This window comes from Pseudomonas sp. SJZ074 (assembly GCF_007828215.1).
Taxonomy (GTDB): Bacteria; Pseudomonadota; Gammaproteobacteria; order Pseudomonadales; family Pseudomonadaceae; genus Aquipseudomonas.
The window spans coordinates 273,820-287,651 of record NZ_VIUE01000004.1; the positions used below are offsets into that span (position 1 = coordinate 273,820).

Here is a 13,832-nt window from a genome sequence, read left to right on the forward strand (position 1 = left end):
AGCGGGCTTGCTCGCGAAAGCGGTCTGACAGTCGACATCTTTGCTGACTGTCAGCCCCCTTCGCGAGCAAGCCCGCTCCCACATTTGGCTAGGGCAAACTTAACGGATCACGCCGGAGGCTACCCCTCCGGCCGCAAGATCAACACTGCCAACGGCGGCAGGTTGAGTTCAAGGGACAGGGCCTGCCCATGGCTGGGCACGGCCTCGGTGGAGGCGCCGCCGCCGTTGCCGTAGTTGGAGCCGGCATAGGTGTCGGCATCGCTGTTGAGCAACTCCACCCAACGCCCGGCGAAAGGCACGCCGACCCGATAGGCCTCGCGTGGCACCGGTGTGAAGTTGGCCACCACCAGTACCGGCCGCCCCTCCTTGCTCCAGCGCAACCAGGCGTAGACGCTGTTCAGTGCATCGTCGCCGATCAACCACTGGAACCCTTGGGGCGCGTCATCCTGATCGTGCAGCGCGGGCTCCTCGCGATAGAGCCGGTTCAAATCGCTCACCAGCTTCTGCACCCCACGGTGCTCGGCGTATTGCGTCAGGTACCAATCCAATTGCTGGTCATGGTTCCACTCGCGCCATTGGCCGAACTCGCAGCCCATGAACAACAGCTTCTTGCCCGGATGACCCCACATGAAACTGAGGTAGGCGCGCAGGTTGGCGAATTTCTGCCAGCGGTCGCCGGGCATCTTGTCGATCAGCGAGCGTTTGCCATGGACCACTTCGTCATGGGAAATCGGCAGGACGAACCGCTCGGACCAGGCATACACCAGGCCAAAGCTCAGTTCGTTGTGATGATGGGCGCGATACACCGGATCCTGCTGGATGTAATGCAGCGAATCGTGCATCCAGCCCATGTTCCACTTGTAGGCGAAGCCCAGGCCGCCCTGTTGCGTGCTCTGGCTGACGCCAGGCCAGGCGGTGGACTCCTCGGCGATGACCAGTGCCCCTGGGGCTTCCAGGGCGACCACATCGTTGAGGTGCCGGAGGAAATCGATGGCCTCCAGGTTCTCGCGTCCACCGTGACAGTTGGGCACCCACTCCCCGGCCTTGCGCGAATAGTCGCGATACAACATCGACGCCACGGCATCCACACGCAGGCCGTCGACATGGAAATGCTTCAACCAATGCAAGGCCGAAGCCAGCATGAAGCCGTGGACCTCGGTGCGTCCCAGGTTATAGATCAGGGTGTCCCAGTCCTGGTGGAAGCCTTCCAGCGGGTTGCCGTACTCATACAGCGCCGTGCCGTCAAACTGGGCCAGGCCATGGGTGTCGGTGGGAAAATGCGCCGGTACCCAGTCGAGGATCACGCCGAGGTCGGCCTGGTGACAGGCGTTGACGAAGGCGGCAAAATCGTCCGGCGAGCCGAAGCGCGCCGTCGGCGCGAACTGGGACAATGGCTGGTAACCCCACGAGCCGCCGAACGGGTGCTCCATGATCGGCATCAGTTCGATGTGGGTGAAGCCCAACTCCTTGACGTAGGGAATCAGCCGCTCGGCCAGTTCATGCCAGTTGTATTGCCGGGCCACTTCCCCAGCCTCGTCGATTTCGCATTGCCAGGAACCGGCGTGCAGTTCGTAGATCGACAACGGTGCACTGGGGACCTGGCGTTCGCGACGGTGCTGCATCCATTCACCGTCCTGCCATTCGATGTTCAGCGGTGAGGCGACTTTCGACGCGGTGTCCGGGGGCATCTGGCTGGCCAGCGCCACCGGGTCGGCCTTGAGCGGCAGGATGCCGTGGGCGCCGAGGATTTCATACTTGTAGGCTTCTCCCGCCCCCAAACGCGGAATAAACAGCTCCCATACGCCCGATGGATAACGGATGCGCATCGGGTGCCGGCGTCCGTCCCAGACGTTGAAGTCACCGACCACCGACACCCGTCGGGCATTCGGCGCCCAGACGGCGAACCGCACGCCATCGACACCATCGACGGTGGTCAGCTGCGCCCCCAGGCAGGAACTGAGATCGCGATGATTACCTTCGGCAAACAGGTAAAGATCCATTTCCCCCAGCAACGGCCCGAAACTGTAGGGGTCTTCGGCCACCTGCTCGCCACCGGCCCAACGGGTGCGCAGCAGATAAGGCTGGGCATGCTCGAAATGGCCGACAAACAGACCCGGCGTGTCGCCCAGATGCAGCTCACCCAACTCCTCGCCGCTGTCACGGGCGAGCACGTGGACGCTCAGCGCACCGGGCAGGTACGCCCGGATGAACTGCCCGCCGGCGCCGTCGCCGTGGGGGCCCAGAATGGAAAACGGATCGTGATGCTCGGCACGCACCAGCGCGTCGATATCACGAGGGGACGGCAGCAAAGACTCTTTGGCCTGTCCCTGTGGTTCCTTGTTCGAGACGCTCATGATGCTCTCCACTAAAAATCGGAAAAGGGTTCAAGCCCACTCAATAACCCGTACAGCCCGTGCAACGGCACGGGCAGCCAGGCAGGGCGATTCTCGGCTTCATAGGCCACTTCATAGGCCGCCTTCTCCAGGCCGAACAACGCCAGCGCGGCGTCTTCGCCTTCAGCATCCTTCCACTCATGGGCAAGATTAGCTGCCGCCAGTCGATATGCCTGGACAAATGCCTGGCGTGCCTCGGCCAAATAACGATCTGCGACCCGTTGCCGCGCCGCATCGGCGTCGGCCGTGCTGTCGACGGTGTGCAAGTGAATCGCCATGGCCGCCGCGTAATCGAAGGAGCGCAGCACACCGCTGACATCCTTGTACGGGCTGTGCTTGCCCCGACGTTCATGCAACGGCCGCGCCGGTTCGCCCTCGAAGTCGATCAGATAGGCGTCGCCCTTGATCACCAGCACTTGCCCCAGATGCAAATCGCCATGAACCCGGATGCGCAAGCCACCGACGGCCTTGCCGGCCAATTCCTGGACGTGTGCCAGGATGGTTTTTTTCTGCTCCAGCAAGCGTGCGACCATGGCTTGGTCCGCCGGGTTCAATTGGCTCTGGTGTTGCTTGAGCAGACGCAAAGCATTTTCCACCTGGGCAGCCACGTCCCGGCCGATGGCCTGGGCGTCCTTGGCGGTGGTTTTCTGCGGCGTGAAGTCCGGGTCGTCGGTGGCCTGGGCCAGCACCTGATGCATTTCGCCCAGGCGCTGACCGAGCATGCCGGCGAAATCCTTCAGTTCGCCCAAGGCGTTGTAGTGCTGTTCCTGCTCGGACACTGCATCGGCCAGCTCATCACGCAAAGCTCGCTCAAGGTTGTTCTGAGTCCATTCCCAGGCGTCGCCCTGGTTGCTCAGGTAGCCTTGGGCGATCATCAGCAGCGCATCCTCGCCCTCGGCATCGCGGCGGATCACCGAACCCAGCAGCGGCGAGATATTGCTGAAGCCCGCGGCAGTCAGGTAGGCGCTCATTTCCAGTTCCGGGTGCACGCCGGAAGCGACCTTGCGGATCAGCTTGAGCACCAGGCTGCCGCCCACCACCACCGAACTGTTGGACTGCTCAGCGGACAGGTAACGCACCTCCGGCTCGGCACCCAGGTTCAACGCCGCCAGCCCCTCGGTGGGTTCGAACCGCAACTCGCCATCGGCGTACGGCAGCACGGTGGCCGCCTGCATACTGTTCAGCACGGCCCGGATGAAGCTTTCCAGGCTGAACGCATCGGTGATCAACCCCACCTGGCGCACCCGGCGGACCCGGGACAGCGCCAGTTGTTGCGGTAGCGCCGCGCCGACCTGATCCTCGGCCAGCAGACCGAAGGGCAGTTGATAACGCAGCATCTGGCCACCACTGGTGACGTCGATTTCGCTGAGCAGCACCGGATGCTGCGGATCGCCGAAGCGCACGCCATAAACGATATCGACCTTCTCGATGGCGCTGTCCTTGCCAGCGAACCAGCGCCGGTTCTGCAGCCAGCTCGGCAGGATGGTTTGCTCCAGGGTGGTGCGCGATGGCGCTTCGAGCAATTCTTCCAGGCGTTTTTTCAAGACCAGGGTGGTGAAGTCCGGCAGGCTCTGGGCCGGCTCCACGTGCCAGCTCGGCATCTGGTTTTCCGCCGCCAGGGCGAACCAATAGAAGCCATAAGGCGCCAGGGTCAGGAGGAAATTCAATTGGCCGATGGGCGGGAAGGCATTGCCCCCCAGCATCTCCACCGGCACCATGCCCGCGTAAGTCGACAGGTCCAGCTCGGCGGCCTGGGCACTGCGGGACACGTTGGCCACACAGAGAATGATTTCATGCTTGCCATCCGGCCCGGTGTATTCACGGGTATAGGCCAGGATCCGCCGGTTGCTCGGCGACAGCATTTTCAGGGTACCGCGGCCGAAGGCCTTGGACTGCTTGCGCACCGCCAGCATCCGCCGCGTCCAGTTGAGCAGCGAATGGGGGTCGCCAGCCTGGGTCTCGACGTTGACCGACTGGTAGCCGTACTGCGGGTCCATGATCGGTGGCAGCACCAGGCTGGCCGGGTCGGCCCGGGAAAAACCGCCGTTGCGGTCGATGGACCACTGCATCGGCGTGCGCACCCCATCGCGGTCCCCCAGGTAAATGTTGTCGCCCATGCCGATTTCGTCACCGTAGTACAACGTCGGCGTACCGGGCATCGACAGCAGCAGACTGTTGAGCAGTTCCACCCGACGACGGTCACGCTCCACCAGCGGCGCCAGGCGTCGACGAATCCCTAAGTTGATGCGCGCCCGACGGTCGGCCGCGTAGTAATTCCACAGGTAGTCGCGCTCCTTGTCGGTGACCATCTCCAGGGTCAGCTCATCATGGTTGCGCAGGAAAATCGCCCATTGGCAGTTGGCCGGGATCTCGGGCGTCTGACGCAGGATGTCGGTGATGGGAAAGCGGTCTTCCTGGGCCAGCGCCATGTACATGCGCGGCATCAGCGGGAAGTGGAACGCCATGTGGCATTCGTCACCGTTCAGACCTTGGGCATCGACATCGCCGAAATACAGTTGAGTGTCTTCCGGCCATTGGTTGGCTTCGGCCAGCAGCATTCGGTCGGGGTAGTTGGCGTCGATCTCGGCACGGATCAGCTTGAGGACATCGTGGGTCTCAGGCAAGTTTTCGTTATTGGTGCCATCGCGCTCGATGAGGTAAGGAATCGCGTCCAGGCGCAGGCCGTCGATGCCCATGTCCAGCCAGTAGCGCATCACCGACAGCACGGCCTTGATGACTTGCGGGTTGTCGAAGTTGAGGTCGGGCTGGTGGGAATAGAACCGGTGCCAGAAGTACTGGCCGGCCACCGGGTCCCAGGTCCAGTTGGACTTTTCGGTGTCGAGGAAAATGATCCGGGTGCCGTCGTACTTGTGGTCGTCGTCGGACCAGACGTAGAAATCCCGCGCACTCGAACCGCGCTTGGCCTTGCGTGCCCGCTGGAACCACGGGTGCTGGTCGGAGGTGTGGTTGATGACCAGTTCGGTGATGACCCGCAGGTTGCGCTTGTGGGCTTCGGCGATGAAGCGCCGCGCGTCGGCCATGGTGCCGTAGTCGGGACTGACGCCCCGGTATTCGGCGATGTCATAACCGTCGTCGCGCCGGGGCGACGGATAGAACGGCAGCAGCCAGATAGTGTTGACGCCCAGGTCGGCAATGTAGTCGAGCTTGGCGATCAGGCCGGGAAAGTCGCCGATACCGTCGTTGTTGGAGTCGAAATAGGATTTGACGTGTACCTGATAGATCACCGCATCCTTGTACCAGAGCGGGTCCTTGATGAAGGTGGCTGACCGCGGTTTCTTCGCCATTTGCAACTCCTGATGAATTCAATAAAGCCTCTGGAGACTGATGAGATCTATTTGTGGCGAGGGGATTTATCCCCTCGCCACAGAAATCCCTTCCCCCCAGTCTTCAAGACGCGCTGATCCGCCAGATCCCGAACGGCTGGTACCCCGGGTCGATGCGCATGAACTGATACTTGCCATACCAGGTCCAGCGGTGGCCGTTCATCAAGTCCTCGCCCTGGGTCTGGGCATCGTCGGGCAAGCCCATTTCCCATAACGGCAACTCGAAATTGGCTTCCTGGGGGTTGTGCGGATCGAGGCTGACCGCGACCAGGACGAAGTTACTGCCGTCAGGTGTGCGCTTGCCGAAAAACAGAATGTTGTCGTTCCAGGCGTTGTAGATTTTCAGCCCCAGGTGCGTCTGCAGCGCCGGGTTCTGGCGGCGGATGCGGTTGAGCTGGGCGATTTCGGCAATGATGTTGCCTGGTGCGGTGAAGTCCCTCGGCCGGATTTCGTATTTCTCCGAATCGAGGTATTCCTCCTTGCCCGGCACCGGTGCCGACTCGCAGAGTTCGAAGCCCGAATACATCCCCCACAGGCCCGAGCCCATGGTCGCCAGCGCTGCGCGAATGAGAAAACCGGCGCGTCCCGACTCATGGAGGAAGGCCGGGTTGATGTCAGGGGTATTGACGAAGAAATTCGGTCGATAACACTCGCGCCACGGTGACTGATTGAGTTCGCTGAAGTAGGTCGCCAGCTCGGCCTTGGTGTTGCGCCAGGTGAAATAGGTGTAGCTCTGGGAATAGCCGACCTTGCCCAACCGGGCCATCATCGCCGGTGTGGTGAAGGCTTCGGCGAGGAAGATCACCTCGGGATGTTGGGCCCGCACATCGGCGATCAACCACTGCCAGAACGGCAGCGGCTTGGTATGAGGGTTGTCGACGCGGAACATCTTCACGCCCTCATTGACCCAGCCCAGCACAATGTCCCGCAGCTCCGTCCATAGACTGGGAATCGCCTCCGCCGCGTAGAAATCGACATTGACGATGTCCTGGTACTTCTTCGGCGGGTTTTCCGCGTATTTGATCGTGCCGTCCGGCCGCCAACTGAACCAGCCCGGATGCTGCTTCAGCCAGGGGTGGTCCTGGGAACACTGGATGGCGAAATCGAGGGCGATCTCCAGGCCATGGGCCTCGGCAGCCGCCACCAGGCGACGGAAGTCTTCCCGGGTGCCCAGTTGCGGATGGATCGCCTCATGCCCTCCGTCTTCGCTGCCAATGGCATACGGGCTGCCCGGATCGTCGGGACCGGCGGTGAGGGAATTGTTCGGGCCTTTTCGGAAGCTGCGGCCGATGGGATGAATCGGCGGAAAATACAGGACGTCGAAGCCCATGTCCTGGATCATTGCCAGGCGCGAATGGACGTCGTTGAACGTGCCGTGACGGCTGGGATCATCGGTAATCGAGCGCGGAAACAGTTCATACCAGCTGGCGAACTCGGCCCGTTCGCGCTCGACATCCAGTGGATATTCGGGACTGATGCTCAGGTATGGCCGGTGATCGGCCAGGGACATCAAGTCGGCACTGTGCGGCGCCAGGAACAAAGCGACCTGTTCAGCCGGCAACAACCCCGAAAGCTCGTGGTGCAAGGCGGCCAGTTGTTCGCTCAACTCGCCATCGCTGCGCTCGGAGGCTTGTAGCACATGATTGCGGCCTTCCTGCAACTCCAGGCTGATGGGCACGCCGGCAGCGTATTTCTTTTCCAGTTCGTAGCAGAAGCTGGCGTACTGGTCGAACCAGGCCTCGATGCAAAATACATAGCGCCCCTGGGCCGGCACATTGAACTGGCCCCGCCAGCCATTATTGCCCAGGTCGGTCATCACCTCGCTGTTCCACACCTCATCGTCCAGTGCCCGCCAGCGGATTCGCACGGCCAGCTTGTCATGACCATCGGTGAAGACCTTGCTGGTCACCGTGACATCTTGTCCCGCCACGGCCTTGGCGGCGAACTGGCCGCCATCGATCACCGGCATGGTGTTTTCAATGGCAATACGTGGCAGCAACAAGGCGTGGGACAGCGGTAGATTCGGGTTGTACGCCAAGTCGGTCGGGTGTTCGGCAATCATCGAGCATCGCTCCTTTTACGCCCCATGGACGTTATGGCGGTAAGGCCCACTGGTCTTGGAAAACGGGTCCCTGAAAGAACTCACTTAAACTCCGAACCGGACCGGCAGGGAAAAGTTCAGCGGGATTTGCCCGGTGGCGAGCGGGATCAAACCCGGCCCAGGGTGGTCAACAGCAGTAAGCACGACTCAAGCCATGTGCGTCACGGAGACCCGTCCCGATGAATATTCCCATCCCGGCCGAAACCCCCGATCCCAATATCGATGACCCCACCCTGCCGCCTCCAGGACCTGACCCGGAACCTGTACCGGAGAAAGATCCTCCCCTCGCCCCGCAGCAGCCCGTGGGCGATCCACCGAACGAGGCGCCGCCGGAGCGGGTGTGAAAAACAAGCGTAGTGGAGAACCTGTGGGAGCGGGCTTGCTCGCGAAGGCGTTGGATCATCCAGCTTATAAGTGACTGACACACCGTCTTCGCGAGCAAGCCCGCTCCCACAGGTATTGCACCGGTGTGTTAGATCACGGTTTGTCATCCTTATCCAGCGCCCGCACGATCACCGGCATCACACTGAAAACCGCCAACGCCAACAACGTGCTCAACACCGCCGTCGCTTCCCGGCCCAACCCGGCCGCGACGCCGATGGCCGCCGTCATCCACAGGCCGGCGGCAGTGGTCAGGCCTTTTACGTGGCTTTCGTCCCCATGATTGTTCTTCAGGATCGTGCCCGCCCCCAGGAAACCGATGCCGGCGATCACGCCCTGCACCACTCGGCTCATGGCGTCGGCCTGGGAACCGGACATCTGCGGCACCAGCACGAACAACGCCGCGCCCAGCGCCACGAGCATATGCGTGCGCACCCCCGCCGCCTTGCCCTTGTGCTCACGCTCGAACCCCAGGATGCCGCCGAGCAGCGCGGCCATTAGCAGGCGCACCGTGACCCGCGTCATTTGCTGGGTATCGCCGATGTCGGCGAATTCCGATTGCAGAGTGATCCAGACCTGATGCCACCACGCTTCCATACAATCCTCATGCCGTCGATAAACGATGGACCGCAACGGATGCCAGAGGTGCTCCGACCGCTGATCCGGCGCGACGAACCCTGGTGGTCATGGGGAGCCTAACGCTCAGGACATCAAGAAGGAGCACACCATGACCCTGCGTATCGATGACCACCGGATCTGCTATTTCGACACCAGAAACGGTCCGCAACAGCGCCCCGCCAGCGAGTTGACGATTATCACCGACGCGGATAAAGCCATGTCGGCCGTGAAGCTCAACGGCGACCTCGTCCACTTCACCGAGGCCGAAGCCGACGCCTTGATCCAGGCCGGCGCAACCGATGGACGCAGACATCTCAAGGCCAGCGACAGCGGCTCGGCGATCTGAGCACCACCTTGTCGGCAAGTGGGCAATCTGTGGCGAGGGAGCAAGCTCCCTCGCCACACAAGCTCCCTTGCTACATGGGGGTGTTTGTCTATCCCTGGGTGCTTCAACCTGTCGCAGGCCCTGGCCTCCAGCCCATCTGATCCGGTTTTTATCGAAACACCTGAGTCTGTTATGCAAACAGCGCGATGGTCATAGTGCGCGGGCCAGATAAGGCTGATGAGCGACCGACCATGAGCGATAGAATCCCCGTCCAGTTGATACAGACCTTTGAACCCGCGCCCGCGAAGATCAGGGCCAGGACCACTGACAACCTGATCCACACCCGCAGCTTCAGCGGCCTGTTCCGCACCTTGCGCATGAGCGGCGCGGGCCTGCTGTTCCTGCTGTTCTTCGGCACGGTGTGGCTGGACTGGGGCGGCCGCCAGGCGGTGCTCTGGGACCTCGCCGAAAGCAAATTCCACATTTTCGGCGCCACCTTCTGGCCCCAGGATTTCATCCTGCTGTCGGCGCTGCTGATCATCGCCGCCTTCGGCCTGTTTGCGATCACCGTGTTCGCCGGCCGGGTGTGGTGCGGCTACACATGCCCACAGAGTTCCTGGACCTGGATCTTCATGTGGTGCGAGAAGATCACCGAAGGCGATCGCAACCAACGGATCAAGCTGCAAAGCGCGCCCTGGAGCCTGGACAAGCTCCTGCGCCGCTCGGCCAAGCACACGTTGTGGCTGGCCATCAGCCTGCTCACCGGCCTGACCTTCGTCGGCTACTTCACGCCGATCCGCCCACTGGCCGAAGAGCTGCTGACCCTGCAGATGGCCGGCGTAAGCCTGTTCTGGGTGCTGTTCTTCACTGGCGCCACCTACCTCAATGCCGGCTGGCTACGTGAAGCGGTGTGCATGCACATGTGCCCCTACGCACGGTTCCAGAGCGTGATGTTCGACAAAGACACCCTGACCATTTCCTACGACGCGGCCCGTGGCGAAATCCGCGGCCCACGCAAGCGCGACGCGAACCCGGCCAATCTCGGCCTGGGGGATTGCATCGACTGCCAGATGTGCGTGCAGGTCTGCCCGACCGGCATCGATATCCGCGACGGCCTGCAAATGGAATGCATCGGCTGCGCGGCCTGCATCGACGCCTGCGATTCGATCATGGACAAGATGGGTTACGCCCGCGGGCTGGTCAAATACACCTCCGAGCGTCAGTTGCAGGGCGGCAAGACCCACCTGCTACGACCGCGGCTGATCGGTTATACCGCCGTGCTGCTGGTGATGATCGGCGCACTGGTGGTGGCATTGGTGGAGCGGCCGATGGTTTCCCTGGACGTGAGCAAGGACCGCGGCCTGTTCCGCGAAAACAGCCAGGGACTGATCGAGAATATCTACAGCCTGAAGATCATCAACAAGACCCAGCAACGCCAGGACTATCAGCTCTCCCTGGTGGACGGCAACGACTTCGTCCTGCAAGGCAAGACCCGACTGAGCCTGGCCCCGGGAGAAATAGTCGACGTACCGGTGTCGGTGGCGATGCTCAGCGAACGCTCCCGCAGCGGCTCACAGGCACTGACATTCAAGGTAGCCGACAGTGACGAGCCAAACATTCATAGCGAGGCCAAAAGCCGTTTTGTCGCGCCGATGAATCGCTGAAGCCTTAAGATGCAGAGCTGTTTTCCTGTGGGAGCGAGCCTGCTCGCGATGAGGTCAGCACAGTCAACCTTGATGTGCCTGACACTCCGCTATCGCGAGCAGGCTCGCTCCCACAGTTGATGCGCAACCTGAACCGTGGATGACTGGACCGTACATGAAACGCTACGAGAAATTCGCCGACGACATCGCAGAGCTGATCCGCTCCGGCATGCTGGGGCCGGGACAGCGCGTGCCGTCGGTGCGCTATGCCAGCCAGACCTACGGCGTCAGCCCGTCCACGGTTTTCCAGGCGTATTACCTGCTGGAACGCCGCGGTTTGATCCGGGCCCGGCCGCGTTCCGGCTACTTCGTCAACAACCATGCGCCAAAGCCCTTTTCCGAGCCGGTCATCAGTAGCCAGGTGCACGAATCCACCGAAGTCGACGTCAGCGAACTGGTGTTCTCGGTGCTCAATTCCATCAAGGATCCAGGCACCGTACCCTTCGGCTCGGCATTCCCCAGCCCGACGCTGTTCCCGCTGCAACGGCTATCCCGCTCACTGTCCAGCGCCACGCGGGATATGGACCCACGGGTGGTGGTCACCGACATGTCGCCGGGCAATCCGCAGTTGCGCCGCCAGATCGCCCTGCGCTACATGGTCGGCGGGCTGATGCTGCCTATGGAGGAACTGCTGGTCACCAACGGCGCCCTGGAAGCCTTGAACCTGTGCTTGCAGGCCGTGACCGAGCCCGGCGACCTGGTGGCCATCGAGGCACCGGCCTTCTATGCCAGCCTGCAGGTGCTGGAACGGCTCAAGCTCAAGGCCGTGGAAATCCCCGTGCATCCGCGCGACGGCATTGACCTGGATGTACTGGAACAAACCCTGGAACGCCATCCGATCAAGGCATGCTGGTGCATGACCAGTTTCCAGAACCCCATCGGCGCAACCATGCCCGAGGAACGGAAACAGGCACTGGTGGCGTTGTTGCGCCGCCATCAGGTGCCATTGATCGAGGATGACGTCTACGCCGAACTCTATTACGGCCAACAAGCTCCGAAACCGGCCAAGGCGTTCGACACCGAAGGGTGGGTGATGCACTGCGGATCATTCGCCAAGAGCCTGGCACCGGGTTACCGCATCGGCTGGGTTGCCGCCGGCCGCTACGCGCAGAAAATCGAGCGCCTTAAACTCATGACCTCATTGTGTGCCTCGATGCCAGCCCAGGCCGCCATCGCCGACTATCTGCAACACGGCGGCTACGACCGTCACCTGCGCAAACTGCGCTACGCCCTGGAAGAACAGCAAAGCGCCATGCTTGCCGCCATCGCTCGTCATTTCCCGGCCCAGACCCGCGTCAGCCACCCGGCCGGCGGGTATTTCCTGTGGCTGGAGCTGCCAGAACAGATGGACTCGCTGAAACTGTTCCAGATGGCCCTGGCCCAAGGCATCAGCATCGCCCCGGGTCCGATCTTTTCAGCGACCCGGCGGTTCAGGAACTGCATTCGCTTGAACTACGGCAGCCCTTGGACCGAGGCGTCGGAAAAGGCCATGGAGACGTTGGGGAGGATTATTCGCTCACTGATGACCAACCAAGATACCTGTCAGCTCTGACAGTAGCAGGCCTGTGGAGAACGACTTAGCGTAGAGATCGCCAACCGAAATGAGCACCCCGCGTTGGCAACAATCTATCCTAAGGAGAAGATCATGAAATATTTTCACGATTTCGAGAACGGTCCAGACGGCTGGAGATTTACCCAAAGTGAAGGAGAAATAGTGAGGGAGCCACGTGGCAATCATTACATCACCGGTGACGAGTATGTGACTGATTACAGCTTGGCCAAGATATTCAAATTGCCATTCGCGGACAATCTTCCAGTCATCGTAAAGTTCGACATTAAAGTCCCCGATGGGGTGACGCTGAAAGAGTTGGCTTGCAGAGTCAATGATAATGTTCAGCTACTGGACGTCCCTGCAGGCGATGACCAATGGCATTCCTGCAAAGTGACATTTCCCCCTCCTCCACCTCAATCGTCCGGATTACCTACCGTTCGTATTACAGCATTCCAAGAAGTTGAAAAGCCTCCATACGGCGTAGGGTTCGATAACATTTACGTCATCCAGGAATAACCCCATCCGGCCATTTCAATGCAGGCGTTCTGCACACCGATAGCATCAAAGGCAAACCCGCTCCCATAGGCGGACTGTATTCAAATGTGGGAGCGAGCCTGCTCGCGATGGGGCCAGTACCGGCGAAACTCAGCGCCCGCCCCCCAGGTCCACGAACGTCCCGGTCGCATACGAAGCCTTGTCCGACAGCAGCCAGATAATCGCTTCGGCCACTTCATCCGGACGACCGCCCCGGGCCATAGGGATTGCCGATTCCAGCTTGCTGACCCGCTCGGGATCGCCGCTGAGGGCATGGAAATCGGTGTAGATGTAACCCGGGCGAACCGCATTGACGCGGATGCCCTCACCAGCCACTTCCTTGGACAGGCCGATGGTGAAGGTGTCCAGCGCGCCCTTGGAAGCGGCATAGTCGACGTATTCGTTCGGCGAGCCCAGGCGGGCGGCCACCGATGACACGTTGACGATACTGCCGCCCTGCCCGCCATGCCGGGGAGACATGCGCAGCACGGCGTGCTTGGCGCAGAGAATCGGCCCCAGCACGTTGGTCTTCATGACTTTGAGGATGCGGAACTCGGACATCTCATCGAGCCGGGACTTGTGAGCGACGGTACCGGCATTGTTCACCAGCGCCGTAACGCGCCCCAGCTCCGCGTCCACCCGGTCGAACAGGCCGATCACCTCATCCTCGATGCTCACATCAGCGCGCACGGCAATGGCCTGTGCGCCCTTGGCGCGGATCTGCGCCAGCACGTCCTGCGCGGCGTTTTCATCGGAATGGTAGTTGATGCAGATCCGATACCCCAGCTCGGCAGCCAATAACGCCGTGGCCGCGCCGATACCACGGCCACCACCAGTGATCACGATGACTTTATCCACGCTGCTTCCCCTGTTTCACGGTA

At 61.5% G+C, this 13,832-nt stretch carries 10 protein-coding genes; 5 read left to right on the plus strand and 5 right to left on the minus strand.

Annotated elements, in window-relative coordinates:
* Positions 1–119: 119 nt before the first annotated feature.
* The 3 genes from glgB to FBX99_RS07520 form a co-directional block, all read right to left on the minus strand.
* The gene (glgB, locus tag FBX99_RS07510; RefSeq protein ID WP_145131118.1) at positions 120–2,354 is read right to left on the minus strand and encodes a 1,4-alpha-glucan branching protein GlgB; all 2,235 of its coding nucleotides are present in this window, start codon (positions 2,352–2,354) and stop codon (positions 120–122) included.
* Positions 2,355–2,365: 11 nt separating this feature from the next.
* Positions 2,366–5,698: a maltose alpha-D-glucosyltransferase gene (treS, locus tag FBX99_RS07515; protein WP_145131120.1), complete on the minus strand. Its 3,333-nt coding sequence runs from the start codon at positions 5,696–5,698 to the stop codon at positions 2,366–2,368.
* A 103-nt stretch (positions 5,699–5,801) separates the two neighbouring features.
* Complete coding sequence (locus FBX99_RS07520) at positions 5,802–7,799, minus strand: alpha-1,4-glucan--maltose-1-phosphate maltosyltransferase (protein WP_145131122.1); 1,998 nt, start codon at positions 7,797–7,799, stop codon at positions 5,802–5,804.
* A 218-nt stretch (positions 7,800–8,017) separates the two neighbouring features.
* On the opposite strand from FBX99_RS07520, the gene FBX99_RS28855 reads away from it, so the two are divergent.
* Positions 8,018–8,182 (plus strand): hypothetical protein, encoded by a 165-nt coding sequence (locus FBX99_RS28855; protein ID WP_175361304.1) that lies wholly within the window; start codon positions 8,018–8,020, stop codon positions 8,180–8,182.
* Positions 8,183–8,315: 133 nt separating this feature from the next.
* On the opposite strand, the gene FBX99_RS07525 is transcribed toward FBX99_RS28855, so the two are convergent.
* Positions 8,316–8,816, minus strand: a complete 501-nt coding sequence (locus FBX99_RS07525; RefSeq protein WP_144923542.1) for an MgtC/SapB family protein — start codon at positions 8,814–8,816, stop codon at positions 8,316–8,318.
* A 130-nt stretch (positions 8,817–8,946) separates the two neighbouring features.
* Between FBX99_RS07525 and FBX99_RS07530 the strand changes: the two genes are divergently transcribed.
* The 4 genes from FBX99_RS07530 to FBX99_RS07545 all read left to right on the plus strand — a co-directional run bounded on the left by FBX99_RS07530 (position 8,947) and on the right by FBX99_RS07545 (position 12,933).
* Positions 8,947–9,183, plus strand: a complete 237-nt coding sequence (locus FBX99_RS07530) for a DUF3203 family protein (RefSeq protein WP_144923545.1) — start codon at positions 8,947–8,949, stop codon at positions 9,181–9,183.
* Between the two features lie 230 nt (positions 9,184–9,413).
* Positions 9,414–10,826 (plus strand): cytochrome c oxidase accessory protein CcoG, encoded by a 1,413-nt coding sequence (gene ccoG, locus FBX99_RS07535; protein ID WP_144923548.1) that lies wholly within the window; start codon positions 9,414–9,416, stop codon positions 10,824–10,826.
* Positions 10,827–10,980: 154 nt separating this feature from the next.
* Positions 10,981–12,417 carry a GntR family transcriptional regulator MpaR gene (gene mapR / locus FBX99_RS07540; RefSeq protein WP_144923552.1) on the plus strand — a complete coding sequence of 479 codons (1,437 nt, stop codon included), beginning with the start codon at positions 10,981–10,983 and terminating at the stop codon, positions 12,415–12,417.
* 93 nt (positions 12,418–12,510) lie between these two features.
* On the plus strand, positions 12,511–12,933 hold the full coding sequence (locus FBX99_RS07545) for a hypothetical protein (protein ID WP_144923555.1): 423 nt from the start codon (positions 12,511–12,513) through the stop codon (positions 12,931–12,933).
* A gap of 129 nt (positions 12,934–13,062) precedes the next feature.
* Here the strand turns inward: FBX99_RS07545 and FBX99_RS07550 are convergent, their stop codons facing one another.
* Positions 13,063–13,809, minus strand: coding sequence for an SDR family oxidoreductase (locus tag FBX99_RS07550; RefSeq protein ID WP_144923558.1), 747 nt, complete (start codon positions 13,807–13,809; stop codon positions 13,063–13,065).
* Positions 13,810–13,832 lie beyond the last annotated feature (23 nt).

Excerpts from the sequence above, each read along its gene's own strand:
- glgB (WP_145131118.1), bottom strand. The coding sequence starts at position 2,354 with ATGAGCGTCTCGAACAAGGAACCACAGGGACAGGCCAAAGAGTCTTTG.
- treS (WP_145131120.1), bottom strand. The coding sequence starts at position 5,698 with ATGGCGAAGAAACCGCGGTCAGCCACCTTCATCAAGGACCCGCTCTGG.
- FBX99_RS07520 (WP_145131122.1), bottom strand. The coding sequence starts at position 7,799 with ATGATTGCCGAACACCCGACCGACTTGGCGTACAACCCGAATCTACCG.
- FBX99_RS28855 (WP_175361304.1), top strand. The coding sequence starts at position 8,018 with ATGAATATTCCCATCCCGGCCGAAACCCCCGATCCCAATATCGATGAC.
- FBX99_RS07525 (WP_144923542.1), bottom strand. The coding sequence starts at position 8,816 with ATGGAAGCGTGGTGGCATCAGGTCTGGATCACTCTGCAATCGGAATTC.
- FBX99_RS07530 (WP_144923545.1), top strand. The coding sequence starts at position 8,947 with ATGACCCTGCGTATCGATGACCACCGGATCTGCTATTTCGACACCAGA.
- ccoG (WP_144923548.1), top strand. The coding sequence starts at position 9,414 with ATGAGCGATAGAATCCCCGTCCAGTTGATACAGACCTTTGAACCCGCG.
- mapR (WP_144923552.1), top strand. The coding sequence starts at position 10,981 with ATGAAACGCTACGAGAAATTCGCCGACGACATCGCAGAGCTGATCCGC.
- FBX99_RS07545 (WP_144923555.1), top strand. The coding sequence starts at position 12,511 with ATGAAATATTTTCACGATTTCGAGAACGGTCCAGACGGCTGGAGATTT.